The sequence below is a fragment of the Ruminococcus sp. AM26-12LB genome (genome assembly GCF_003480785.1).
In the GTDB taxonomy this organism is placed as follows: Bacteria; Bacillota; Clostridia; order Lachnospirales; family Lachnospiraceae; genus Blautia_A; species Blautia_A fusiformis.
Genome location: NZ_QUJX01000023.1, coordinates 27,754 through 53,107 on the forward strand (window position 1 = coordinate 27,754; position 25,354 = coordinate 53,107).

General features: G+C 47.2%; 20 protein-coding genes. 17 read left to right on the plus strand and 3 right to left on the minus strand.

Going from position 1 to position 25,354, the window contains the following annotated elements; all coding sequences use genetic code 11:
• The first annotated feature begins 961 nt into the window (after window positions 1–961).
• The gene (gene pflB / locus DW694_RS15275) at window positions 962–3,235 is read left to right on the plus strand and encodes a formate C-acetyltransferase (RefSeq protein ID WP_092073058.1); all 2,274 of its coding nucleotides are present in this window, start codon (window positions 962–964) and stop codon (window positions 3,233–3,235) included.
• 8 nt (window positions 3,236–3,243) lie between these two features.
• Window positions 3,244–3,993 (plus strand): pyruvate formate-lyase-activating protein, encoded by a 750-nt coding sequence (pflA, locus tag DW694_RS15280; protein ID WP_022427299.1) that lies wholly within the window; start codon window positions 3,244–3,246, stop codon window positions 3,991–3,993.
• Window positions 3,994–4,048: 55 nt separating this feature from the next.
• On the opposite strand, the gene DW694_RS15285 is transcribed toward pflA, so the two are convergent.
• On the minus strand, window positions 4,049–4,789 hold the full coding sequence (locus DW694_RS15285) for a lysophospholipid acyltransferase family protein (protein ID WP_015525341.1): 741 nt from the start codon (window positions 4,787–4,789) through the stop codon (window positions 4,049–4,051).
• A 215-nt stretch (window positions 4,790–5,004) separates the two neighbouring features.
• Between DW694_RS15285 and DW694_RS15290 the strand changes: the two genes are divergently transcribed.
• The 9 genes from DW694_RS15290 (at window position 5,005) to DW694_RS15330 (ending at window position 13,720) form a co-directional block, all read left to right on the plus strand.
• The gene (locus DW694_RS15290) at window positions 5,005–5,460 is read left to right on the plus strand and encodes a protease complex subunit PrcB family protein (protein ID WP_114001930.1); all 456 of its coding nucleotides are present in this window, start codon (window positions 5,005–5,007) and stop codon (window positions 5,458–5,460) included.
• A 3-nt stretch (window positions 5,461–5,463) separates the two neighbouring features.
• Entirely contained in the window at window positions 5,464–7,032 is a 1,569-nt protein-coding gene (locus DW694_RS15295; protein ID WP_173741150.1) for an SPOCS domain-containing protein, read from the plus strand.
• 90 nt (window positions 7,033–7,122) lie between these two features.
• Window positions 7,123–8,004 (plus strand): 4-(cytidine 5'-diphospho)-2-C-methyl-D-erythritol kinase, encoded by an 882-nt coding sequence (gene ispE / locus DW694_RS15300; RefSeq protein WP_118753279.1) that lies wholly within the window; start codon window positions 7,123–7,125, stop codon window positions 8,002–8,004.
• Window positions 7,994–8,695, plus strand: coding sequence for a GntR family transcriptional regulator (locus tag DW694_RS15305; protein ID WP_022427303.1), 702 nt, complete (start codon window positions 7,994–7,996; stop codon window positions 8,693–8,695). Before ispE ends, DW694_RS15305 begins: the two co-directional genes overlap by 11 nt.
• A 135-nt stretch (window positions 8,696–8,830) precedes the next feature.
• Entirely contained in the window at window positions 8,831–10,327 is a 1,497-nt protein-coding gene (locus DW694_RS15310) for a spore germination protein (protein ID WP_118753280.1), read from the plus strand.
• Window positions 10,328–10,332: 5 nt separating this feature from the next.
• Complete coding sequence (locus DW694_RS15315) at window positions 10,333–12,018, plus strand: GerAB/ArcD/ProY family transporter (RefSeq protein ID WP_114001951.1); 1,686 nt, start codon at window positions 10,333–10,335, stop codon at window positions 12,016–12,018.
• Window positions 12,019–12,123: 105 nt separating this feature from the next.
• Window positions 12,124–12,363 (plus strand): hypothetical protein, encoded by a 240-nt coding sequence (locus DW694_RS15320; RefSeq protein ID WP_118753281.1) that lies wholly within the window; start codon window positions 12,124–12,126, stop codon window positions 12,361–12,363.
• Between the two features lie 56 nt (window positions 12,364–12,419).
• Window positions 12,420–13,241, plus strand: a complete 822-nt coding sequence (gene murI, locus DW694_RS15325; RefSeq protein WP_021653072.1) for a glutamate racemase — start codon at window positions 12,420–12,422, stop codon at window positions 13,239–13,241.
• 32 nt (window positions 13,242–13,273) lie between these two features.
• Window positions 13,274–13,720 (plus strand): DUF1934 domain-containing protein, encoded by a 447-nt coding sequence (locus DW694_RS15330; protein ID WP_021653071.1) that lies wholly within the window; start codon window positions 13,274–13,276, stop codon window positions 13,718–13,720.
• A gap of 99 nt (window positions 13,721–13,819) precedes the next feature.
• Here DW694_RS15330 and DW694_RS15335 read toward each other — a convergent pair whose 3' ends face one another.
• Window positions 13,820–14,260 (minus strand): type IV pilin, encoded by a 441-nt coding sequence (locus DW694_RS15335; RefSeq protein WP_021653070.1) that lies wholly within the window; start codon window positions 14,258–14,260, stop codon window positions 13,820–13,822.
• Between the two features lie 94 nt (window positions 14,261–14,354).
• On the opposite strand from DW694_RS15335, the gene DW694_RS16775 reads away from it, so the two are divergent.
• The 6 genes from DW694_RS16775 (at window position 14,355) to glgB (ending at window position 22,690) form a co-directional block, all read left to right on the plus strand.
• Entirely contained in the window at window positions 14,355–14,558 is a 204-nt protein-coding gene (locus DW694_RS16775) for a hypothetical protein (protein ID WP_021653069.1), read from the plus strand.
• On the plus strand, window positions 14,509–15,993 hold the full coding sequence (locus DW694_RS15340) for a polysaccharide deacetylase family protein (protein ID WP_330577113.1): 1,485 nt from the start codon (window positions 14,509–14,511) through the stop codon (window positions 15,991–15,993). Before DW694_RS16775 ends, DW694_RS15340 begins: the two co-directional genes overlap by 50 nt.
• A 53-nt stretch (window positions 15,994–16,046) precedes the next feature.
• The gene (locus DW694_RS15345; RefSeq protein ID WP_021653067.1) at window positions 16,047–17,546 is read left to right on the plus strand and encodes a polysaccharide deacetylase family protein; all 1,500 of its coding nucleotides are present in this window, start codon (window positions 16,047–16,049) and stop codon (window positions 17,544–17,546) included.
• 78 nt (window positions 17,547–17,624) lie between these two features.
• Window positions 17,625–18,959, plus strand: a complete 1,335-nt coding sequence (gene tig, locus DW694_RS15350) for a trigger factor (protein ID WP_118607952.1) — start codon at window positions 17,625–17,627, stop codon at window positions 18,957–18,959.
• Window positions 18,960–19,186: 227 nt separating this feature from the next.
• Window positions 19,187–20,593: a polysaccharide deacetylase family protein gene (locus tag DW694_RS15355; protein WP_118607951.1), complete on the plus strand. Its 1,407-nt coding sequence runs from the start codon at window positions 19,187–19,189 to the stop codon at window positions 20,591–20,593.
• A gap of 210 nt (window positions 20,594–20,803) precedes the next feature.
• Window positions 20,804–22,690: a 1,4-alpha-glucan branching protein GlgB gene (glgB, locus tag DW694_RS15360; protein ID WP_110104071.1), complete on the plus strand. Its 1,887-nt coding sequence runs from the start codon at window positions 20,804–20,806 to the stop codon at window positions 22,688–22,690.
• 149 nt (window positions 22,691–22,839) lie between these two features.
• Here glgB and DW694_RS15365 read toward each other — a convergent pair whose 3' ends face one another.
• Complete coding sequence (locus DW694_RS15365) at window positions 22,840–24,564, minus strand: CapA family protein (RefSeq protein ID WP_286187216.1); 1,725 nt, start codon at window positions 24,562–24,564, stop codon at window positions 22,840–22,842.
• Window positions 24,565–25,354: the final 790 nt, after the last annotated feature.

Genomic DNA, 25,354 nt, shown 5'->3' on the forward strand with positions numbered 1-25,354 from the left:
TCGTCGGACGGGAAAGCGGCCCGCGCAGCGGGCCTGTTCCCTGTTGTTAATGGGAGCGGGTTTATGCCAGTGATGCGACAATAGACGGAAGACGGAGGCAGGTGAGCGCCGGCAATACAGCGACAGGCGGAAGTAGGTTTATGCCAGTGATGTGACAATAGACGGGAGTAAGTGAGCGTCGTCAATACAGCGACAGGCAGAAGCAGGTCTATGCCAGTGATGCGACAACAGACGGGAGCAAGTGAGCACCAGCAATACAGCAGGCAGGAGCAGGTCAGCGCCGTCAATACAGCGACAGGCAGAAGCAGGTCAGCGCCGGCAATAGAACAACAGGCAGGAGCAGGTCAGCACCAGCAATACAGCAGGCAGGAGCAGATATTAGCGCCAGCAATAGAACAACAGGCAGGAGCAGATATTAGCGCCAGCAATACAACAACCACCAGGAACAGGTCTGCTGCGCAGACCGCCTTCCGTCCGGCGGAACAAAAAAATCGGCTTAGCCTGACGCCACCAATACAGCAGCATACAGGCATTTACCAATACACTACCCCATACCACAGCGCAGAACGGCGACGTGCCCGGAAAGGGGGAGCGCGAGGGGGAAAAGCGGGCTTCGTAACTCCGAGCGCCTTTCCCCCTCGCAAACCTGCCCACGCCAAAGTGTCCCCCCGAAAGGGAAAGAGCTTCACTGCCAAAGTGTCCCCCCCTGGAAAGAAACTATCCGTCAGAAGACACAGGCTCTCCGCCCAGGAGCGTCCGTCAGACGCCCGACATTGTACAATATCTGGTACAATTTTCTCATTATTTTTATCAATAATACAATTACATGTATATTATAAAGAACATACTTCCAAGCTGTTGACTTTAAATTCGGAATCTGTTATCTTATGGTCGTCATGAGAAATGTTATATATTACTAACTGCGCGGGCGGTGAACGAAATATTGAGACAACAGGAAAGGATGTGTAACAAATTGGCAAAAGTTGATTTTGAACAGTGGAATGGTTTTAAGGGTGATCGTTGGAAAGAGAAGATCGATGTTCGTAATTTCATCAGTATGAACTATACACCATATGATGGAGATGCTTCCTTCCTGGAAGCACCAACAGAGGCAACAGATAAACTCTGGGGCAAACTTCAGGAGCTTCAGAAAGAGGAGCGTGCTAAAGGCGGCGTTCTTGATATGGAGACAGAGGTAGTAACAGGAATTACAGCATACGGTCCTGGATATATCGATGAGGAACTCAAAGACCTGGAGCAGGTTGTAGGTCTTCAGACAGACAAACCTCTGAAACGTGCTTTCATGCCATACGGCGGAATCAAAATGGCAGAGCAGGCATGTGAGACTTATGGATACCATGTAAGCGACAAAATCAAAGATGTTTTCAACAACTATGAGTTCAAAACACACAACCAGGGTGTATTCGATATCTACACACCGGAGATGAAGAGAGCACGTCACAACAAGATCCTTACAGGACTTCCGGATACTTACGGACGTGGACGTATCGTAGGTGATTACAGACGAGTTGCTCTTTACGGAATCGATCATCTGATCGCAGGTAAAGAGAAAGATTTCGCAGCATGCGACCGTCAGGGTATGAGACGTTATGACTTCCAGCTTCGTGAGGAGATCGCAGATCAGATCCGTGCTCTGAAGAAGATGAAAGAAATGGCTCAGATCTATGGCTTTGATATTTCCCAGCCGGCTAAGAATGCAAAGGAAGCATTCCAGTGGCTGTACTTCGGATATCTTGCAGCGATCAAAACTCAGAACGGAGCTGCAATGAGTGTTGGACGTATCTCCACATTCCTTGATATCTATATTGAGAGAGACCTTGAGAACGGAACTCTTACAGAGAAAGAGGCACAGGAGCTTGTTGACCATATCGTAATGAAATTCCGTATGGTTAAATTCGCTCGTATCCCGTCTTACAACCAGCTCTTCTCCGGTGACCCGGTATGGGCAACTCTGGAAGTAGCAGGTATGGGACAGGACGGACGTTCCATGGTAACAAAGAACGACTATCGTTTCCTTCATACACTTGAGGATATGGGACCGGCTCCGGAGCCGAATCTTACAGTTCTCTACTCTTCAAGACTGCCTGAGAACTTCAAGAAATATGCAGCAGACATCTCTGTTACAACAAGTTCCATCCAGTATGAGAACGATGATGTTATGCGTCCGGTATGGGGCGATGACTATAGCATCTGCTGCTGTGTATCTGCTACAGAGACAGGTAAAGAGATGCAGTTCTTCGGCGCTCGTGCAAACCTTGCAAAATGCCTTCTTTATGCGATCAACGGTGGTGTTGATGAGAAGACAAAACAGCAGGTAGGACCTCAGTATCAGCCGATCACTTCCGAGTACCTTGACTATGACGAAGTAATCGCAAAATACGATCAGATGATGGACTGGCTTGCACATCTGTATGTTGGAACACTGAACATGATCCACTACATGCATGATAAATACTACTATGAGGCAGCTGAGATGGCACTTATCGATACAAAGGTTGACCGTTCCTTCGCAACAGGTATCGCCGGATTCTCACACGTAGTAGATTCCCTTTCCGCTATCAAATATGCAAAAGTAAAAGCAATCCGTGACGAGGACGGAATCACAACAGACTTCCAGGTTGAGGGTGACTTCCCACGTTATGGTAACGATGATGACAGAGCAGACGAGATCGCAACAACGCTGCTTTCCACATTCCTTGAGAAGCTGAAACACATCCATACCTATCGTGATTCCAAGCCAACCACATCCATCCTTACCATCACATCCAACGTTGTTTATGGTAAAGCTACAGGATCTCTTCCGGACGGAAGAAAAGCCGGCGAGCCTCTGGCACCGGGAGCAAACCCGTCTTACGGCGCAGAGCAGAACGGACTTCTTGCTTCCCTGAACTCTGTTGCAAAGCTTGACTATGAGGATGCCCTTGACGGAATCTCCAATACTCAGACGATCAACCCGGATGCACTTGGCCATTCTGAGGAAGAGCGTACAGAGAATCTTGTAAATGTACTTGACGGATACTTTGACCGTGGTGCACATCACCTCAATGTAAACGTATTCGGTAAAGAGAAACTTATCGATGCTATGGAGCATCCGGAAAAAGAGGAGTATGCAAACTTCACGATCCGTGTTTCCGGATACGCTGTTAAGTTCATCGACCTTACAAGAGAGCAGCAGCTTGACGTTATCGCAAGAACCTGCCACGAAAGGATGTAACAAAAAATATGGACGACCAGAAAAAAATCACTGGCTACGTCCACTCACTGGAGAGCTTCGGCTCTGTTGACGGACCAGGAGTCCGGTATGTGATCTTTTTGAGCGGCTGCGCCATGCGCTGTCAGTTCTGCCACAATCCGGACACCTGGCAAATGAAAACAGGGACGGAGTACACAGCAGATGAGCTGCTTGAAAAAGCCTGTCGATACCGCTCTTACTGGGGAAGTAAGGGCGGTATTACTGTGAGTGGAGGCGAGCCACTGTTACAGATCGATTTCCTCACTGAGCTGTTCAGAAAAGCAAAAAAACTTGGGATCCACACAACACTTGATACCAGCGGCAACCCTTACACAGAAGAGGGTCCGTGGTATGAAAAATGGGAAGAGCTGATGAAGTACACAGATCTTGTCATGCTGGATATCAAGCACATTGATGAGGAACAGCATAAGATCCTCACAGGATGTACCAATAAAAATATCCTTGCCATGGCCCGGAAGCTTTCCGATATGGGCGTATCCATGTGGATCCGTCACGTACTGGTTCCGGAACGCAATGACCGGGATGACTATCTCCACCGGCTGGCTGACTTTATCGCAACACTGAAGACAGTTGAGAGAGTGGAGGTTCTTCCATATCACACACTCGGAACCTTTAAATGGGAAAATCTGCATATTGATTATCCGCTGAAGGGAATTGATCCGCCAACAAAAGAACGGATCGAAAATGCGGAAAAAATCCTGGGAGCAGGTACACAGTAATAAAAAAACCATATCTTATGTCGAAAAACAGACATAGATATGGTTTTTTTGATGTTCACACCAGTTCTTTGTTTTTGATCAGCATTTCTTTGATGATATCCTGTGTATAGGAACCTAAGCGGCGCTGAGTATCCCGGTCAAGCTCTGAAGGAATGATAGGCTTGCCATATTCGATCACTACGTGTGTAGGTGTCATCTTCGGGAAATTGGCCTCCCAGATATTGGCAGAGTTGCTGATCGCAATAGGAATGATCGGGCTTTTGGCTCTGGCTGCGATCTTGAAGCTACCGTCATGGAAAGGTAGCATTTCTGTTTCATCAGCATTCTTATTTCTGGTTCCTTCCGGGAAGATACATACGGAAATGCCGGATTTCACATAGTCTGCGGCCTGAAGGATCGTTTTCAGACCCTGCTTGATATCCTCTCTGTCGAGAAAGAGACAGTAGAGATTGCGCATCCAGTTGGAGAGCAGCGGATAATGCTCCATTTCCTTCTTGGCAACATAGCCGGTGCGGATCGGACAGCGGCTGTAGGTGAGCAGGATGTCGAAATAGCTCCGGTGGTTTGCTACATAGAGAACAGCCTGATCCTTTGGAACGTTTTCTTCGCCGATGACGGTGACTTTGGCGCCTGTGATCCACAGGATGAATTTGAATATGGCCTGTACCATGCGCAGAGAGCTGATATCCTTAGTCATGGGAGAAAATTTCCCGATGATCCATTCTACAAGGAGAACCGGAATGGTCAGCACCAGATAGGCGATCACCACGATACAGACAAGTATGAATCGAATCATGTCTTTTGTCCTTTCTGTTATAGATACTTGCGGAGAGTTCCGCAGTAAGATGGTATTTTTATATTATACGAAGAAAATCCGATAGTTGCAATAAATCTTTCCCTGCTCACATAGAATAAATACTGAATAATGGTTACTGTTTACTGGTGATCTTCCGCAAAGCGTGTTACTGAGAACGGAGTGAACAGTAACGAATCATGCAGGTGGCTTATATTATGAAAAAAGCAGTATTTCTGCGGATCGTGCTGACAGCTGCCGTGCTGGCACTGCTGCTTTCCGGGTGTCGATTTGTCCGGGTGGAGGAAGAAGAACGAAAACCGGTAGATTACACCGTTGTGGAACGCCGGGATATCCCGGAGGAGCTTTCCAGGCTTATGGAAGAAAAAAAGGAAAAGGAATTTCAGCTGAGTTATGAAACCGGAGAGGATCTTTACCTGGCCAAAGGGTACGGGCGGCAGATGAGTGGCGGATACAGTATCCAGGTAGAGGAGCTTGGAGAATCCTCGAATGGGATATTTTTTGTTACAAAACTTCTTGGACCGGAGGATCTTAAGGAGGCAGGAGTTCCGTCCTATCCCTGCATTGTGATAAAAACCCGGAAACAGGAAAAGCCGGTAACGTTCCGGGAAAGCAGCAGTCCGGTGAAAAAAGAGTCGGAGAAAGGGGAATAGACTGTGGAATTAAAAAAAGAAAGCATGCAGATATTAAAGGAAAAAAGCAGGGCAAAAAGTCAGATCACTTTTGATGAGGATTTTAATGTACCGGATGCAAAACCGGATGCAGGAAGACTGATCCAGAATAAGGGCAGGATCATTATGGATGATGTCCGTCTTACTGACGGGAAAGGTATTCTTACGGGAAATCTGCAGGTAGATATCCTTTATGTGGGGGAAGAAAGAGGGATCGTCAGCAGTCTTACTGCAAAACTTCCATTTGAGGAAACCTTGAACCTGAAGGATATCATAAACGGGGATAAAATGTGTCTGAAGTGGGAAATTGAAGATCTTACGATCCGCCTGATCCATTCCAGAAAGCTCAATATCAAAGCTTTGGTAACTTTTTGTGCGACTGTGGATGAAACGGAACAGATCCGCCTTCCGGTGGCGCTGGATGCAGAAGAGGTATCCGTCAGAAAAAAAACAGTCCGTTTTCTGGGACTTACCGTACATAAAAAAGATACACTCCGGATCAAGGATGAGTATACCATTGCCTCCAATCGTCCGGATATCGCCAGCCTGATCTGGTATACTATGGATGTACGGGGACTGGATCTGAAGCCGGAGGAAAATGTGGTAAAGGCAAGGGGAGAGCTGTCTGTTTTTGTGCTGTACGGAGCAGAAGATACAGAAGCCCCGGTGCAGTGGCTGGAATATTCGCTGCCTTTTTCCGGAGAAGTGGAATGTCCGGACTGCACGGAGGAACTGATCCCGCTGATCGAAGCTTCGGTGATGCATCAGAGCCTGGAGGCCAAACCGGATGTCGATGGGGAAGAACGGATCCTTGTTTCGGATGTTGTGCTGGAGCTGGATATGAAATTTTTCAGGGAAGAGGAATATGATCTTATTACCGATGTGTATACACCGATCCGTGAATGTGTTCCGGAAGGAAAGAATGAGGTACTGGAACGACTTCTGGTACGTAATTTTTCCAGATGCAGGATCAGTGACAGGATCCAGGTAAAGGAGACTCAGGGAAAAGTCCTCCAGCTGTGTCACAGTCAGGGAAAAGTGAAGATCGATAAGACCAGGATCGTAGAGAACGGTGTGCAGGCAGATGGTGTGGTCATGCTGAAGATCCTGTACATTATTGGAAATGATGATATGCCGTTTTATTCCATGGAGGCAATGATACCGTTTTCCCATATGGTGGAAGCAAGAGGGATCCGACAGGACAGCTGTTATCAGTTAAAAGCAAAGCTGGAGCAGCTTTCCGCAGCCATGGCAGATGGAAATGAGATCGAAATCCGGGTAACTGTAGGACTGGAGCTTCTGGCAGTTGCCAGAGAACCGGTATTTATCATTGAGAAAGTAGAGGAAAAACCACTGGATATGAAAAAACTTCAGGCTATGCCGGGAATCCTGGTTTATATGGTAAAACCGGGAGATGAATTGTGGGATATCGCAAGGAAATATCACACATCTATCCAGGAGATCCGGACGATCAATGCTCTCAAGGAAAATCAGGAACCCTCTCCGGGAACTCCGCTTCTTGTTGTGAAAAAAGTGGAAGGTCAGATCAAATAAAAAGTGGAATATTTTGCTGTTGAAAAGAATGTAAAAATCATATAAAATACATGTATAAATACTGTATACAAAGTACAAATGGAGGGGCTTATGCGTTTAAAAGCAATGGCAAAGATCAATCTCGGACTTGATGTTCTGGGAAAGAGAGAGGACGGTTATCATGAGGTACGCATGATCATGCAGACCATCCGTATGTATGATATCCTGGATATCAGAAAGACCAGACGGCCGGGGATCGTACTGACGACCAATCTTCCGTTTATTCCTACAGATCAGAGAAATCTTGTATATAAGGCAGCACAGATGCTGATGGAGGAGTTCGATGTTGAAGAGGGACTTTCCATCAAGCTTCGTAAATTTATCCCGGTGGCAGCAGGCATGGCAGGAGGCAGCTCCGATGCAGCGGCCGCATTTGTGGGTGTGAACTGGATGTTCCATTTAGGGCTTACCGAAGAACAGCTGATGGAACGTGCAGTAAAGGTCGGAGCAGATGTTCCGTATTGTATCATGCGGGGAACAGCTCTTGCGGAGGGAATCGGAGAGAAGCTGACCAGACTTCCGGAAGTTCCGAAATGTTATGTTCTGATAGGAAAACCGGGAATCAATGTTTCCACAAAAACAGCCTATGAGAATCTGAATCTGGAAGGGATCGGAAAACATCCGGACATCGATGGACTCATCGGAGCTATCAGAAATAATGATCTGTATGCCATGGCATCCAGAATGGAGAATGTATTTGAACCGGGGATCATCCGACAGTATCCTGTGATCGGCAATATCAAGAACCTTATGGAAGAAAAAGGTGCGCTGAAAGCCGTGATGAGCGGAAGCGGTCCTACTGTGTTTGGAATCTTTGATAACAGGGATAAGATGGCCGCGGCAGCCAGAAGCCTCAGAAAGAGCGGGCTTGCAAAGACTGTATTTGCCACGGATATTTACAATAGAGATGGAGGAGTTACAAATGACAAGTGATTTTTCTGTGGATATGAATGAATATCTGCCGCTTCGGGATGTTGTTTTTAACACCTTGCGGCAGGCAATCCTGAAGGGAGAGCTGAAGCCGGGCGAAAGACTTCTGGAGATTGCCCTTGCAGAGCGTCTTGGCGTGAGCAGAACACCGGTGCGTGAGGCTATGCGCAAGCTGGAGCAGGAAGGTCTTGTAGTGATGATCCCACGCAGAGGTGCACAGGTAGCCAGCATCACAGAGAAGGATCTGAACGATGTTCTGGAGGTGCGTATCGCCCTCGAAAATGTTGCCATAGAAAAAGCGTGCAAGCTGATCACAGAGGATGAGCTGGGAAGGCTCTGGGTGGCAGCCAAGGAATTTGAAAAAACAAAAGCAGAGGGAAATCTGGTCCGTCTGGCGGAAACCGATGTGGCTTTCCACGAGATCATATATCAGGCTTCTGATAATAAGCGTCTGAATCAGGTCCTGAATAATCTCCGTGAGCAGATGTATCGCTATCGTGTAGAGTATCTGAAGGAGGAGCAGACAAGAAATCTTCTGGTCAGTGAGCATGAAGAACTGGTAAAAGCCATCCGTGAAGGAGATGTGCAAAAGGCGCAGGATATTTCTTTCCATCATCTGGAGAATCAACGAAAAGCGATCATCCGTACTATCCGCGCGGAGAATGAGGCCAAAGAGGCCGAGAAAAAAGAATAAGAACCGGATATGCGGGAATATTAAGAGAGATGTCATTGGGGCATCTCTTTTTTTAAGCGAATCAAGTAAGTCCCCTGTTTCAATTGCGAAAAGCAATAAGCAGTGGGGGAACTTGCTGTAAAGGATGGTGACTTTATGGAAACAAGGAAGATATCGATATCTCTTCATGAAAATGAATCGTATATCCGGAAACGGTGTGAAAACTGCGATGATATCCTGATCAGGCCCATGCGCCTTGGTGAGGGACATAAGGCGGACTGTCTGATGGTCTATATTGAGGTTGCGGTTTCAAACATGATGCTGGATGATTCTGCTATCGGAAAAATGATCAATCATTTCTGGGAGATCCCGGAGGAAAAGATCCGGGAATTTATCCGCCGAAACAGTCTTGGAATTGCAGATGTGAAGGAGCTGTCTTCCATGGAGGAGGTATTTGGTGCCATTCTTTCGGGAAATGCAGTTTTCTTTCTGGATGGATACGACAAAGCAATGAAAATTTCCAGTAAAGGATATCCGGGGTTGGCTGTATCAGAGGTGAAAACGGAAAAGGTCCTCAGAGGCTCCAAGGAGGGGTTCTGTGACAGTGTAAAAACCAATGCGGCCCTTGTGAGAAAGCGGATCCGGGATACCAGGCTGAAGGTGGAGCAGAGCAGCATCGGTGTACGCTCCAATACGGTGGTACAGCTTCTTTATGTGGAGGATCTGGTCCATGAGGAGCTTCTGACTGCTGTGAAAGAGCGCCTGGAATCTTTTACAGTGGACGGGATCCTGGACAGCGGGATGCTGGAACAGCTGACAGAAGAAGCATGGTATTCTCCCTTTCCTCAGTTTCAGACAACGGAGCGGCCGGACCGGGCTGCCCAGGAGCTGCTGAATGGAAAAGCAGTTCTGCTCTGCGACAATTCGCCGGTGGCACTGGTGGTTCCCGGAGCATTCAACAGTTTTATGGAAAGCAGTGAAGACTGGTACAACCGTTTTGAGATGGCATCCTTCCTGCGGGTGCTCCGGTATCTGGCCATGGCTGTGGCAACGCTGCTCCCCGGACTTTATCTGGCTGTGATCCGGTTTCATACACAGATCCTTCCGGCGAATCTGATCCTTTCCTTTGCACAGGCAAGAGAGGGCGTTCCATTTTCCAGTGTAGTGGAGCTGGTGTTCCTGGAACTGTCTTTTGAGTTGATACGGGAGGCTGGTGTGCGGATCCCGGGAGCTCTTGGAAATGCCATTGGGATCGTAGGAGGACTGATCATCGGACAGGCTGCGGTGGAGGCCAATCTTGTCAGCCCGGTGGTAGTGATCATCGTGGCACTGACAGCACTGGGATCACTGGCTATACCTAATGAGGAATTTGCTTCTGCATTCCGGCTTCTGAAGTACGCTTTTCTGTTTCTGGGAGGATTTCTAGGTATATTCGGAATCGTGTTGGGACTGTATCTCACCATGGCGCATCTGGCAGGACTTTTAAGCTTCGGTGTCCCATATCTGGTACCTTTTGTAGAGAAGAACAGTGAGGCGGAAACCGGTGGAAGGATTTTGCGACAGCCCTTCCGGAAGCGGAAATTCCGGCCGCTGTATGCCAGAAATGCCCAGAAACGCAGGCTTCGGACAAGGCCATGGAGCCGGAAAGGATAAAGGTTATGAGATTTGCGGAGAATAACAGGATTTCCCACAGACAGCTTTTTCGGCAGATCATACTGGTGTTTCCGGCGCCGTTTCTGCTGTGCCTGTTTAAGAATGGAGCGATGTTGGGCATCAGTGCCATGGCAGGGACAGCTGCTGCGGCCGTAGTGCTCTCTTTTTATGTGATCTGGCTGATACGTCTGACACCTGCATATGGAGAGCTTTCCAAAAGGACAGGAAGTTTTACTGTACGATTTATTGGCCTGTTCTTTTTGGTATATGTGATCGCAAGTTCGGCATTTCTTTCGGGCCTTCTGGGGGAGGTGATCCCGGAAAGTCTGATCAGCGGGATTTCCGGAAAATGGCTGTCTCTTCTTGCAGTTGCAGCCTGTAGTCTGGGAACGCATCGCGGAATGCAGAGAAGAGGGCGGATCGCTGAGGTGTCCGGAAGGATTTTTCTGGCAGGGATCCTTCTTCTGATGCTTTTATGTGCAGGGCAGGGAAAAACAGAGTACTTTATGGAAGTGATGAAAGATCCGGAAACAGGATTTACAGGAGAGCGATGGCTCCATGATTTGTATACACTTTTGTGTGCTTTTTCAGGAGCAGGACTTCTTCCCTTCGGGCTGGAGTATGCAAAAAAACAGGGAAGTGCCAGAAAACCTGTGATCCTGGCTTTTCTTACAGTTTGCGGGATCATTTTTGGAATGCAGCTCCTTCTTCCGGCAGTCTTTGGAGGTGCACGCCTTAAAAACGAGATCTGTCCGGTACTGCCTCTTCTGGAGGGGGCAGATCTTCCGGGAAACGTACTGGCGAGATTTGATGTGATATGGATGGGGTTTCTGGTATTCGGACTTTTGTTTTCTCTGGGAAGTTTGTTTCATTACGGAAATCAGATCGCGGAAAAAACCGGATTCGGGACCGGTCGGTACTGGATCCCGGCAGCAGGCTGGCTGCTTTCCCTGTATGAGAGAAACGGGATGGGGATCCGGGAGTATTATGGCTGGTATCTGGGGTACATCTTTGTGCCGTTTCTGCTTGTGATACAGCTTTTTCTCAGTACGGAAAACCGGGGAAGACGGAAGAAAAAAGTAACTGTGGCAGGACTTGTCCTGGTCATCACTTTGACGGGATCAGGCTGTGCGGCAGTAGAACCGGAAAAAAGAGCTTATCCGCTGGCACTGGGGGCCGGTGTTTCAGAGAATGGCTTTGTGCTGAAATATGCAATGCCGGATATGAGTACAGCTACCGGACAGGAAAAACCGGACGAAGATCCGATTTCTGTGCTGACTCTTTCCGGCCGGGATTTTCAGGAGATCGAGGCAGTCTACAACCGGTCTCAGGAAAAATTTCTGGATCTGGGTCATCTTGAAGTGCTGATCCTGGATGAACAGATCCTGGAAGAGGGATCCCGGGAAGCACTGATCGGATATCTGAAGCAGGAAGAGCATATCGGAGAGGATGTCTACGTGTTCCGGACGGATATGCTGGGAGATGTTTTTCACTGGAAGGGAGCCCGGGAAAGCTCCATAGGGGAATACCTTCAGGGAATCCAGGAGAACCGCACATCCGGGCAGCAGAAGAAGGGTGTGACTCTGCGGGAGGTATATCATCAGTTCTGTCAGGATGGAACGCTGCCCTGGCTTCCGGAGATATGGGTGGAAGGTGAGCTTCTGGAAGTGGATTACGGCAGTAATGAATAGATGGGAGCCGGACTGTTAATAATATAGATGATGATCAGTACGATAAATCGTACAATATATCTCTGGATAAGATCATCAGAAGATTTTTGACAGGAGGGCTTGCTCATGGAGCATATAAAAATGAAGAAGCATGTATTAAAAAAAGCAGGAGGGTTCCTTTTGCTCACGGCAGTGATCCTTGCAGGGAGTACCTGGGAGAGAAGAACTGCCGGTGATCAGCAGCCACAGTTTTATGCCTGGTGGGGAACGATCTACCCGGAATTCTGTTTTGAAAAAGCAGAGGACAACGGGGAAAATAAGCCGGTGAAGATATCCTTCTGGCTTGCGCAAGCCCTGGATTGGTGATACAATATTTCAACGGACCAATCACGTTCGATTAATTATTTCAGGAGATAAGATCAATGAATATAGACAGAAACGCACCGGTGGGTGTGTTTGATTCCGGTATCGGAGGACTGACAGTAGCCCGGGAGATCATGCGCAATCTCCCATCGGAAAAAATCGTATATTTCGGAGACACAGCCAGAGTTCCCTATGGAAGCAAATCCAGAGAAACGGTGATCCGTTATTCCCGCCAGATCATTCATTTTCTGCAGGAACAGAAGGTGAAGGCCATTGTGGTGGCCTGTAATACAGCCAGTGCATTTGCTCTGGATGCGGTGAAGGATGAACTGGATATCCCGATCCTTGGAGTGATCGAGGCCGGTGCCAAAGTTGCTGCCCAGGAAACCAGAAATAAACGGGTGGGCATTATCGGAACGGTGGGCACGGTAGGAAGCGGTATCCATGCCTCTTATCTGAAGGAACTGGATCCGGAGATCACCGTGATCGGAAAAGCGTGCCCGCTGTTTGTTCCGCTGGTAGAAGAGGGCTGGTATCATGATCCGGTCACCGAGGAAGTTGCCAGAAGATATCTGAAGGAGCTGCAGGAGCAGGAGATCGATACACTGATCCTCGGATGTACGCACTATCCTCTTTTAAGATCTACCATACGCAAGATCATGGGTGAGGAGGTCTGCCTTGTGAATCCTGCATATGAGACGGCGCTGGAGCTTAAAAAGCTGCTCTCCAGACTGGATCTTGCCAGCAATGAGGTAGCACAGGAGGAATTCCCGTATCGCTTTTATGTAAGTGATCTTGCAGAGAAGTTTAAGGATTTTGCCAATTCCATCCTGCCGTATAACGTAGAAAAAACACAGAAGATCGATATCGAAAAATATTAAACAGATCTGTACATAAATGATAGGAGAAAAGAATGCAGAAAGAAGTTTTGATCCATGTAAGAGGGCTTCAGATGATGGATGCACAGGGGGATCAGGAACCTATAGAGATCATTGTTCCGGGACAGTATTATTTCCGCAATGGTTCTCATTATCTCAGATATGAGGAACTGTTGGATGAAACAGCAGAACCCACCATCAATTACATAAAAGTATCCGGAAAGGGTCTGGAAGTCAGCAAGAAGGGACTGGTCAATGTACACATGGTATTTGAACAGGGCAAAAAAAACATGACCTATTATACTACCCCTTACGGAACACTTCAGATGGGAATCTCAGCTACGAATCTGGAGCTGACGGAAAGCGAAGAGAACCTTCAGATCAAAGCAGATTATGCGCTGGATATGAATGAAGAACATGTGGCAGACTGCTATCTGGCGATCCAGGTACAGCCAAGAGACTGCAAGGATTTTGTTTTATAGATCCTGCAGAAAATAAAAGATATATAATTACACTACATAAGAACAGCCGCCATGCATCAGGGGAATTCCTGAAAGCATGGCGGCTGTTTTGGATTCTGATCATTTACGGAATCTTGCGAGGAAGCCTTTTTTCTTCTTCTGTGGTGCTTCGAGAGAACCACGGATTCCTTTTACGCCAACGATGTAAAGGCCGCTGACTTCAGCTTTGATCTCTTTTTTGACCGGGATCAGATCAAAAACTTTTTCATCTGCAATAAGGATGTTGATCTTCGGACCAACTTTGGCTTTTACGATCGGAAGCTTGGACCGGCGCATAAGCTTAGGTGTCTGGTCGATGACCATCTGTGGAAGTCCGGAATCTTTCAGCGGCATCCGTTTTTTATCGATGACCAGCATGGAAACTGTCTGTTTGTTAGCCTGGATCTGAGCCTGCTGTTCGTCCTGTTTTTTCTGAGCTTTTTTTCCGAAGAAATAGAGTGCGATCACTGCTGCGATCAGAATAACGAGGATGACCAGAAGAACGATGGTAACTGTACTCATTTGAGAATCCCCCTGTATATATATTTGTTTCGCAATCGGTTACATTACGCAAACAACATTTTAGCATTGTTTCATCAAAAAGGCAATTAAAAAAGTGAAAAAGACAGGTGGAACGGTGGAAATTTCAGCAGTTACCAGTTATAATGATTACGATGCAGTTCATCTGTGTATGCTGCAGAGAATACAGGACATAACTATCTTTGAGCTAACATATGTAATGGATAAACCAGAGATGGAGGAAATATTATATGAAAGAGAAAAAGCCCGGGGGAACCCGACCGGAAATGGGGACTCCTGAGTACGAAGAATGGCGGAAAGAGGTATTGAAACGCCGCAGAAAGCGCCAGCTGAAGGAACGCAGAAAGCGTCTGGCCATCATAACAGCGGCAATGATCGTCGCAGTCGGGGCATCAGTAGGAGTCGGTGCGCTGAAGGGCAGAAGTGAGAAGGCTTCAAAAGAGAAGACGGTTTCTTCTGACAAACAGAAAGAACAGACCGTTTCCGGAGAAAAAGCTTTAGAAGCAGGTACTAAAAATACAGAGACCGCTTCCAAAGATACTCTCGCAGAGGCAGAGCTTCTGGCCAGTCAATATAACTATGACAAAGCTATCGATCTTCTGAAAAAGGCTCCGTCCTATGATTCTGATAAGAAGATGCAGGCAGCTGCAAAAAAATACGAAGACATAAAAGCAACCTGTACGGCATGGCCCCTTGAAAAGGTGACACATGTCTTTTATCATATTCTGATCAAGGATCCATCCAAAGCGTTTGACGGAGACTACAAAGAAGCAGATTATAATCAGGTCATGACAACCATTGATGAGTTTAACAAGATCACGCAGACCATGTATGACAAGGGCTATGTGATGGTAAGCATCAAGGACATGGCAAAGGCAGACGACAACGGGAATATCACAGAGGGAGAGATTCTTCTTCCGCCTGGGAAAACGCCGTTTGTCCTCTCACAGGATGATGTATGCTATTATCATTACATGGACGGTGACGGCTATGCCACGAAGCTGATCGTGGATGATAAAGGAAAGATCCGCAATGAATATGTGGAAGATGACGGAAGTGTCTCCGTGGGAGATTATGACATGGTTCCGCTGATCGACCGTTTTGTGGAAAAGCATCCGGATTTCTCATACCGCGGTGCAAAAGGAATCCTGGCACTTACCGGATACAACGGGATCCTGGGATACCGGACCGACGAAAGCTATGAGACCCGTCCGGCAGATCTGGATGAAAATAAAGTACAGTGGCTGGATGCACATCCGGATTTCAGCCTGGAAAAAGAACGGGCAGCCGCAAAAAAGGTTGCCGATGCCATGAAGGCAGAAGGCTGGGAATTTGCGAGCCATACCTGGGGACATCAGAATGTGGGACAGGTCACACTGGAGAAGCTTCAGGCAGATACCGAACGTTTCAAGAAAAATGTAGATCCGCTGATCGGGGGAACGGATGTTATCATTTTTGCTTTTGGAACCGACATTACCAATGACCAGGAGTATTCCGGGGATAAATTCGAATATCTGAAGGGGCAGGGATATAATTATTACTGCAACGTGGATTCCAGCCAGTATTATGTACAGATCCGGGATCGGTACTTCCGTCAGGGAAGACGGAATCTGGATGGATACCGTATGTATTATAACCCGGAACTGTTATCCGATCTTTTTGACGTAAAAGATGTTTTTGATCCGGCAAGACCGACACCGGTACCGCCGATGTAACGGTCATATCCGGAGATACGAGGGGACTTTTAGAAAGGGGCATATATATTATTATGAAGAAAAAAATTGCAGGTGTACTGACAACAGTGCTTGCGGCGTCACTTCTTGTGGGCGGAAACCATCCGGTCACTGTTCAGGTGGACAATATGATCTCCGGGACACAGGATGACGAGGATACACAGTCTGATGAAGCGGAAGCAGAAGCTGCAGAAGCCGAAGAAGAACAGTCCGAAGAAGCCAAAGTAGCAGCGGACCCGGAGGACCAGCCGGCAGCTACCGAGACACCGAAGGAAGAAAAAAAGGCAGAAAAAGAAACACAGAAAAGGGAAGCTGCCGAGAACAGCTCCGACAGTACTTCCTCAGACGAAAAAACACTTCTCAAAAAAGCCAAAAAACTGGCACAGCAGTATGATTACACCGGCGCGATCTCCGTGTTGAAAAACAACTGGAAATTTGCCACTAGTGACAAGATGCAGGAAGCAGCAGCAGCCTACATGAAAAAAAGAGATGCCTGTGTGGAATATCCACTTGAGAATATCACCCATGTATTTTTTCATTCCCTGATCGTGAATACCTCACTGGCCTTTGACGGAGATTCCGATGAGGCCGGATATAATCAGATGATGACCACAGTCAGTGAGTTCAAAAAAATGCTCCAGATCATGTATGATAAGGGTTACGTACTGGTGAGTCCTCATGATATGGCTGTGATCAATGATGACGGAACCATGAGCAGGGGAAAGATCATGCTGCCGGAAGGCAAGATTCCTTTTGTTCTTTCAGAGGATGACGTCAGCTACTATCATTATATGGACGGAGACGGATTTGCCACAAAGCTGGTGATCGACGACAACGGAGATATCAAATGCGAGTATAAGAAGGCAGACGGTACAGTTGTGACCGGAGATTACGATGTGGTGCCGATCCTGGATTCCTTTATCAAAGAACATCCGGATTTTTCCTATCATGGAAGAAAGGGTATCCTGGCAATGACCGGTTATAATGGTGTTCTGGGCTACCGTACAGATGGGGCATATAAGACCAAGAAGAATCTTCAGGATGACCAGAAGGCTTTTCTCAAGGCCAATCCGGATTTTGACTATGATAAAGAAGTAAAAGCAGCCAAAAAAGTGGCGAAGGCCATGAAAAAGGACGGGTGGGAATTTGCAAGCCATACCTGGGGTCACAGAAACGCTACAAGCTCCACAGCAGCGGAGTTGAAGACCGATAATAAAAAATGGGAAAAATATGTGGCACCCATCCTCGGAAAAACCGATATGATCATTTTTGCCTTTGGTGCGGATATCGGCGATTGGGAAGGATACACCTCGGATAATGAGAAGTATGAGTATTACAAAAGCCGTGGCTACCGCTATTTCTGCAATGTAGATTCCAGTCAGTATTTTGTGCAGATCACAAGTGAATATTTCCGTCAGGGAAGACGGAATCTGGATGGATACAGAATGTATTACAATCCGGATATGCTCAGTGACCTGTTTGATGTATCGGAGGTGTGGGATTCTTCCAGACCGACACCGGTACCGGAAATGTAAGACAGCAAACACACTTTACAAATCTGTATAAAAAAAGATTATAATCGAACCGACAGTACTTGATGAAGGGAGTAGGTTATGAAGAAAAAAGCATATCTCATGGTTCTTGCACTGTGTGCGGCACTGGCGATCACTGCATGTGGCACATCAACAGACCAGAAAGATGACAAAAAACCTGCAGCAGAAGCGCAGGATACAACAGATAAAGAAGATTCCGGATCTGCAGATTCCAAAGAGTCAGAAGAAACGGATTCCAATAAAGACAGCGAAGAGGCAGCCTCCGGAGATACAAGGCTTGTTTCCGTGGATGATGTGAGCAAATATGTGACCATCGGAGAATATAAGGGACTGACTCTTGATAACACAGTAGAAGCCGTAACCGATGATATGGTTGACGGAAGGATCAAGGAAGAGCTTCAGAACAAGGCTGAGGAAGTAACGGAAGGCAGTGTTCAGAACGGAGATGTGGTTACCATTAATTATGTGGGAACCAAAGACGGAGTGGCTTTTGACGGCGGTACTGCAAATAATTATGAGCTGACCATAGGCTCCGGAACGTTTATCGACGGATTTGAGGACGGGATCATCGGAATGAAAAAAGGTGAGACCAAGAATCTCGATCTGACTTTCCCGAAGGAATACTCTTCGGAAGAGCTGGCCGGACAGGAAGTGGTATTTAAGGTCACTCTGCAGAGCTTTAAGCGTGCACCTGAGCTTACCGATATCTGGGTAGCCAAGAATACAGACTGCAAGAGTGTGGATGATTACAAGAAGGAAATCCGTACCACACTGGAGGATGAAGCGAAGACAAGTGCACAGAACACATTGCGTGAAACTGCATGGAACACAGTGCTCTCAGCATCTGAAGTGAAGGAATATCCACAGGAGGATCTGGATACAGCCAAGACAGAGTTTCGCAGTCTGTATGAGAATTATGCAAAACAGGGTGATATGACGCTGGAGGATTTTGTAAAAGCTCAGGGAATCTCCATGGATGATTTTGAGGAGCAGAGCGGTCAGTATGCGGAGTTTAAAGTAAAGCAGAACCTGATCGTACAGGGAATCATGGATGCGGAGAATATGACACTTGAAGATAAAAAATCTCTCAGTATCCAGGATGAACTGATCAAAGCATACAGTGTGAAGGATCTGGCTGCGCTGGTAGATAAATACGGACAGGCAGCCGTGGATGAATCCATCGGACTTCTCAGAGTGGAAGATTTTATCCTGGACAATGCAACAGTTGAGGAGAAGGTTTCTGCCGGTGATACCCAGGGAGTAAACGGAGATGATCCTTCCTCGGACGGAAGCAGTGCGGAAGGTACCGTGGATGAAGAGCTGGAAGCGGCAGAGGCTACAGATATGGTGCCGGAAGACGGCGAGGCGGATCAGGATGCAGCGGGTCAGGAGTGATCTGACAGTATCAGCAGCTAAAAAAGTGTGGTGCCCGGAATGTGTTTCGGGTACCATTTTTTTTACATGTGCATCGCGAAGTGTATTACTGAGAACGGAGTGAACAGTAACAAATTAAGAGATTCTTTCGGGAATTTCCATTGTATTTAAGCGTTAAATGCGGTATGATTAAAGACAGACATTAAATATCAAAGAAAGATATGAGTATATAAACGGGGATGTAAAAAATGGACAAAAGAGTTTTGCGTGAGAGGATGCGCAGAAAACAGCAGCAGTTAAGACGGCGGCGGATGATGAAGCGGATAACCTGTGTAGTTGCGGCGATTCTTCTGCTGGTTTTTGTTGTTCGAGGGGTAATTCTTCCCATCGTCAACCATGCAGGCGGCGGAAGCAATAAGGATGCGGAGACAGTAAATGTCCAGGCAAATACCGCCGGAGTTTCCACAGACAGCAGTACGAAGGACGGTACGGCATCGACGGATACGGCTGCTTCGGATACAGACAGCGCGGATTCCGGTACGGATGCAACGGTGATGCCGGTAAAGGGCAGTGCAGCAGGCGAAAGGCTTTCTGTTATGACTCCGGGATGGCATGAGGATTCTACAGGAAAGTGGTATCAGAATCCAGATGGTACATATTATGTAAATGGTTTTGCGGATATTGACGGAACAACATACAGCTTTGATAAAAAGGGATACATGCAGACCGGATGGGTGGAGAAAGGTGTGAAGGACTATTATTTTAATGAGGATGGCTCTTATGATCCTTCCAAGAAGCGCCCGATGATCGCTCTGACCTTTGATGATGGTCCTGGAGAGTATACAGAGACACTTCTTGATACTGTTGAGAAATACAATATCCATGTTACGTTCTTTATGCTGGGACAGAATGTGGAGGGCCGTGAATCTACCATACAGCGAATGGTAAAGCTTGGCTGCGAGATCGGTAACCATACTTGGGATCATCCGGAACAGACGCTGCCGAATATGGATCTGGATTCTGTTATGCAGGAGTTCCAGAAGACGGATGATGCACTGGTAAAAGCCTGTGGGCAGGCATCAACGGTATGTCGTGCACCGTATGGCGCGATCACAGATGAGCAGATGAGTGCAGTTGGCAAGCCTTTCTTCATGTGGTCTACGGATTCTCTGGACTGGAAGCTGATGGATGCGGATGCAGATTATAATCAGATCATGAATGATTCTTCCTTGGGAGATGGTTCTATCATCCTGATGCATGATATTCATGAACCATCTGTGAAGTGTGCCACAGAGAAGCTGATCCCGGCACTGATCGACCAGGGATATAAGCTTGTAACAGTCAGCGAGCTTGCAGAAGCGAAGGATGTTACGTTACAGAGTGCTTCCTATTCTGACTTCTGGGACAGCTCTCTTCAGGCTGGTCGTGTTGCTGGATATGCAGGAAATTCCAGCGATTCAGAGGATTCCTCTGAGGATGGCTCCGATGGAAGTGATTCTTCTGACGGATCTGATGTCAGTGACGGATCTTCCGATGAAGGGGACTATTCCGATGGTTCTGACGAAAGTGATTATTCGGATGGATCTTCCGATGATGGAAGCTATGATGATGGTTCCTACGACGAATCTTATGACGATGGAAGCGAAGAATATTAAAAAATGACAGGAGAGACCTGAATGACAAAATGTGCGTCATTCAGGTCTCTTTTTTGACTTTATCTGACACTGTCGGATAATAGACACATATTAGCCGGAGAGGGTTTTTCCTTGACTGAAAATATGGGGATTGGTATAATTATAGAATAAAAACTCCACTTAAAATTGGGGAATGGACGGTGGCAGAACTATAAAGGGAGGTACCTGAAAATGGGAAAGAAATTACAATTTACGGAGCTTGACCAGTATCTGTTTGGTCAGGGCACGAATTATGATATTTACAGGAAGCTGGGAGCACATCCGGACACGCAGAACCGGAAAAAAGGGGTTTATTTTGCAGTGTGGGCACCTAATGCACAGGCGGTTTCTGTTATAGGTGAATTCAACGAATGGGATACGGAGAAGAATCCCATGAAAAAAGTTGGACCCATTGGCGTTTATGAGACATTTGTACCGGGAGCGAAGATCGGACAGCTGTATAAATTTTACATTACAGGTGCACATGGTGAGGAGCTTTACAAGGCAGATCCATATGCCAATGCCGCTGAAATGCGTCCCGGAACAGCCTCTCGTATTACAGATATCACCAACTATAAATGGAAAGATGATACCTGGATGAAAAATCGCGAGAACTTTGATCCGGACACAGGTGCCATGTCTATCTATGAGGTGCATCCGGGTTCCTGGATGAAGCATCCGCAGACAGCAGAGGATGAGGATGGTTTCTATTCCTACAGAGAACTGGCGCCGAAGCTTGCACAGTATGTCAAAAAAATGGGATACACCCATGTGGAGCTTATGGGTATCGCAGAGCATCCTTTTGACGGTTCCTGGGGCTATCAGGTAACCGGCTATTACGCACCGACTTCCCGCTACGGAACACCGCAGGATTTCAAATATCTGGTGGATTATCTTCACCGTCAGAAAATCGGTATCATTCTTGACTGGGTACCGGCACATTTTCCGAAGGATGCACACGGACTGGTTAACTTTGACGGAACTGCTGTATATGAGCATGCAGATCCGAGACAGGGTGAGCATCCGGATTGGGGAACCAAGATCTACAATTACGGACGTCCGGAGGTGAAGAATTTCCTGATCGCAAACGCTCTTTACTGGGTAGAGGAATGCCACGTTGATGGTCTTCGTGTAGATGCGGTTGCATCCATGCTCTACCTGGATTACGGTAAGAAAGACGGTGAGTGGATCGCCAATAAATACGGCGGAAACAAGAATCTGGAGGCTATTGAATTTTTTAAGCATCTGAATACCGTTGTTCTCGGAAGAAATCATGGAACTGTCATGATCGCAGAGGAATCTACCGCATGGCCGATGGTAACAGGTAAGGCAGAAGACGACGGGCTTGGATTCTCTCTGAAGTGGAATATGGGCTGGATGAACGACTTCCTGGAATACATGAAGCTAGATCCATATTTCCGTAAATTTAATCATAATAAGATGACATTTTCTATGACTTATGCATACAGTGAGAAATATGTTCTGGTTCTGTCTCATGATGAGGTAGTACATCTGAAGTGTTCTATGCTGGAGAAGATGCCAGGAGAGCTGGATGATAAATTCAAGAACCTGAAGGCCGGATATACTTTTATGTTCGGTCATCCAGGTAAGAAGCTTCTGTTTATGGGACAGGATTTCGGACAGCTGCGTGAGTGGAGTGAGGCCAGAGAGCTTGACTGGTATCTTCTTGGCGAGGAAAATCATCAGAAGTTGCAGCAGTATGTCAGTGATCTTCTGCATATCTACCGCAAATATCCGGCACTTTACGGTGCAGATAATGATCCATCTGCATTTGAGTGGATCAATGCCAACGATGGCGACAGAAGTATCTTCAGCTTTGTGAGAAAATCTCCTACAAGACGTAATAATATCCTGATAGTATGCAACTTTACACCGGTAGCACGTCCGGATTACCGTGTAGGCGTTCCGAAGAAAAAACAGTACAAGCTGATCATGGATGAGCAGGGGCTTCTTCCGAAGGGCAAGGTATTTAAAGCCGAAAAGAAAAATTGTGACAACCGGGAGTTTTCTTTTGCATATCCGTTGGAAGCTTATGGAGTTGGTATATTTACATACTGATATTCTGTATAGCGAAATCTTTGAAAGAAAATATAAGAGATAAAATAAAAATACCGGAGATATGTGTGCCTTTGAAGTGTTGGCTTCAGAGGTGCCGGATCTCCGGTATTTTATGGATCTGGGTATAAACTGGTTACGAAAAGTTATCACTATTCTTCGCTATCATCGTAGGAACCATCATCGTAGGAACCGTCGTCGTAGGAACCATCATCGTAGGAACCGTCGTCGTAGGAACCATCATCGTAGGAACCATCATCGTAGGAACCGTCGTCGTAGGAACCATCATCGTAGGAACCGTCATCGTAGGAACCGTCGTCAGAGTAACTGTCGTCGTAGGAACCGTCATCCGAGGAGTCGTCTGTGCTGCCTGAGTTATTATCAGCAGAGTTAAAGTCTTCGGAAGTGATGTCAATGCCTTTATCTGCGTAATATTTTTCTGCTGTGATGGAGTCGGTATCTTCTACGACATTTCCGGATGCATCGATCATGTTCAGGTCTGTGTCAATAGTCACATCCAGGAGGTTGGTCCCTGTGGATGGAGTGACATTCATGGACATGATCTCGTTGAACTTTTTTTTCAGGTTGTCAAGAGTGAATACACCGGAACCAATGTATGACTGTACACCGTTCTGAGATGCAAGTTCTTCTGTGTAATCGGAAAGCATATATGGTCCGAATTCACCGGCATCGCTGTTGTAATGCATGACCAGAGGTTCCACTGTAGGGGTCAGGATCTCAATTGAGGTTTTGCCGTCCTGTACGGTTTTCTGAATGGTGAATTTTGCCATTCCGCCGAGAAGTTCTTCCAGCTTCTGCTGGGTGGATACGAAATTTCCCAGAGAGTAGAAGACTACAGTTTCATTGCCTTTGTCATCAGTAAGGCGGCCATATGGCTGGAGTACATGTGGATGTCCGCCGATGATGACATTTACGCCCTGCTCCATAAGGTAGGCTGCCCACTGTTTTTCGTATTCGTTTGGCATGGTTTCGTCTTCGGTACCCCAGTGTGCTACAAAGATGATGCAGTCGGCCTGCTGTTTTGCTTTCTGGATCATGGCTGTGATCTTGTCTTTGCGGATCATGTCGATCATGTAGTCTTTTCCTTCAATGCCGCCTACGTTTGTGCCGTAGGTGTAATCCAGAAATGCGATCTTGATACCGTTTACTTCACGGATCTTGACGGTGTCGGCATCTTCCTGGGAGTCATGGATCCCCAGAAGTGTGACATCCGGATATTTGGTTTTCCAGAAGTTCAGTGTGTCTGTGAGGAAGCCTTCTCCGAAGTCATCGATGTGGTTGTTGGCGGATTCTACTACATTGAATCCTGCTTTTATAATGGCGTCTCCTACTTCTGTGGGTGTTGCAAAGGATGGGTAGGAGCTTACGCTGTCATGGTCGGTTGTGAAGACGGTTTCCTGATCAATCATTTTGATGTCTGCGTCCTTGATGGCGTCCTGGATGTGGGTGTAGATCTTGTCGTAGTTCCAGTTGCCGTCAGAGGATGCGCCTGCGTCGATGAGACTCTGGTGATAGAGGTTGTCGCCTACTGCGATGACGGAGGCAGTGGTAGTTTCGGCAGTGGTGTCGGCTGCTTCCTGATCGGCCTTGGCTTTGACTGCCGCGGCTTTTTTCTGGGCGTCTATAGCTGGTTTGCGGATGAGGCGGTAGTCCAGCTGATTGAAGAAGAGGACCAGGATCGCAAGGACGATGACGGATGCCATAAGACTTACGCGGGCATTGCTGCGTTCGCGGAAGTTCAGGGGGATGTTGTCCTTGGGGTTGCGCCGGGGTTCTCTGAGGGGATCCGGGGTGGAGCTTTTTTTGAAGACTCCTTTGAGGGAGTCGGGGATTTTGATGTTGGGTGGAAATTTCATTTATGTTTTACCTTGTCTTTCTTTGGATTTTGAATGCGATTGATTGGTGATTGTTCGCTTTGTTATTTTTGATTTTTGTTGTGTGGTTGTATTATAGCAGATTTTTATTTTGGTGGGAAGAGGGTGGTGGGGGTGAACGTACGCCCGAGCCGGGGATGCTGTCTGGTCTGCGGCTTCGTCGGGGGCTGGCTTCTAGGCTGCCGGGAATCTGCTAAAAGCGTTTTCCAAAAGTCCGAACTCGCGTCTTGCAGCCGCTCAGACAGCGGACTTTTGAAAAACAACGCAGATTTCCGCCAGCCAAGAATCAGCTCCCCTCCTGCAGAGGCAGACCAGACAGCATCCCCGGCTCGGGCTGTGAGGTTCAAGGCGGTAGGGTTAGGGTGGTTGGGCGGGAGTTGGATGAGCCGTCAGCGCTGCGCTGGACGGCGTGGAGGAAAGGCTGAGTTTCCTTGTGGTTTGATGGGAAGGGGGTGGGCCGAGGTGCTTCGCTGTCGGCTGGGAGTGTGTCGAGGTGCTTCGTTGTCGGCTGGGAGTGTGTCGAATTGTGGTGGAATTTTTGGATGGGTTTTGCGTGATTTTTTTTCTGGTGTATGGTATGGTTGGTATATCTTATAAGATCTTTTGTCTGTATGGACATTCTTGGAGCTTCGGGTTCTGAAGCGTTTTCCATTTTTTGTTACTGTGAAGGTTCTGAAAATCCGTTTTATGGGGTTTTTATCCAATGCGTCGTAAAACCCCTTGCGTCAGCTATGGGGATATAAGACGCGTCCATCGAATTTATGCAAGTAAT

Excerpts from the sequence above, each read along its gene's own strand:
- glgB (WP_110104071.1), top strand. The coding sequence starts at position 20,804 with ATGGGAAAGAAATTACAATTTACGGAGCTTGACCAGTATCTGTTTGGT.
- DW694_RS15310 (WP_118753280.1), top strand. The coding sequence starts at position 8,831 with ATGGAAACAAGGAAGATATCGATATCTCTTCATGAAAATGAATCGTAT.
- DW694_RS15335 (WP_021653070.1), bottom strand. The coding sequence starts at position 14,260 with ATGAGTACAGTTACCATCGTTCTTCTGGTCATCCTCGTTATTCTGATC.
- DW694_RS15315 (WP_114001951.1), top strand. The coding sequence starts at position 10,333 with ATGAGATTTGCGGAGAATAACAGGATTTCCCACAGACAGCTTTTTCGG.
- DW694_RS15290 (WP_114001930.1), top strand. The coding sequence starts at position 5,005 with ATGAAAAAAGCAGTATTTCTGCGGATCGTGCTGACAGCTGCCGTGCTG.
- DW694_RS15345 (WP_021653067.1), top strand. The coding sequence starts at position 16,047 with ATGAAGAAAAAAATTGCAGGTGTACTGACAACAGTGCTTGCGGCGTCA.
- pflA (WP_022427299.1), top strand. The coding sequence starts at position 3,244 with ATGGACGACCAGAAAAAAATCACTGGCTACGTCCACTCACTGGAGAGC.
- murI (WP_021653072.1), top strand. The coding sequence starts at position 12,420 with ATGAATATAGACAGAAACGCACCGGTGGGTGTGTTTGATTCCGGTATC.
- DW694_RS15340 (WP_330577113.1), top strand. The coding sequence starts at position 14,509 with ATGAAAGAGAAAAAGCCCGGGGGAACCCGACCGGAAATGGGGACTCCT.
- DW694_RS15320 (WP_118753281.1), top strand. The coding sequence starts at position 12,124 with ATGGAGCATATAAAAATGAAGAAGCATGTATTAAAAAAAGCAGGAGGG.
- DW694_RS15285 (WP_015525341.1), bottom strand. The coding sequence starts at position 4,789 with ATGATTCGATTCATACTTGTCTGTATCGTGGTGATCGCCTATCTGGTG.
- DW694_RS15330 (WP_021653071.1), top strand. The coding sequence starts at position 13,274 with ATGCAGAAAGAAGTTTTGATCCATGTAAGAGGGCTTCAGATGATGGAT.
- DW694_RS15355 (WP_118607951.1), top strand. The coding sequence starts at position 19,187 with ATGGACAAAAGAGTTTTGCGTGAGAGGATGCGCAGAAAACAGCAGCAG.
- pflB (WP_092073058.1), top strand. The coding sequence starts at position 962 with ATGTGTAACAAATTGGCAAAAGTTGATTTTGAACAGTGGAATGGTTTT.
- ispE (WP_118753279.1), top strand. The coding sequence starts at position 7,123 with ATGCGTTTAAAAGCAATGGCAAAGATCAATCTCGGACTTGATGTTCTG.
- DW694_RS15365 (WP_286187216.1), bottom strand. The coding sequence starts at position 24,564 with ATGAAATTTCCACCCAACATCAAAATCCCCGACTCCCTCAAAGGAGTC.
- DW694_RS15305 (WP_022427303.1), top strand. The coding sequence starts at position 7,994 with ATGACAAGTGATTTTTCTGTGGATATGAATGAATATCTGCCGCTTCGG.
- tig (WP_118607952.1), top strand. The coding sequence starts at position 17,625 with ATGAAGAAAAAAGCATATCTCATGGTTCTTGCACTGTGTGCGGCACTG.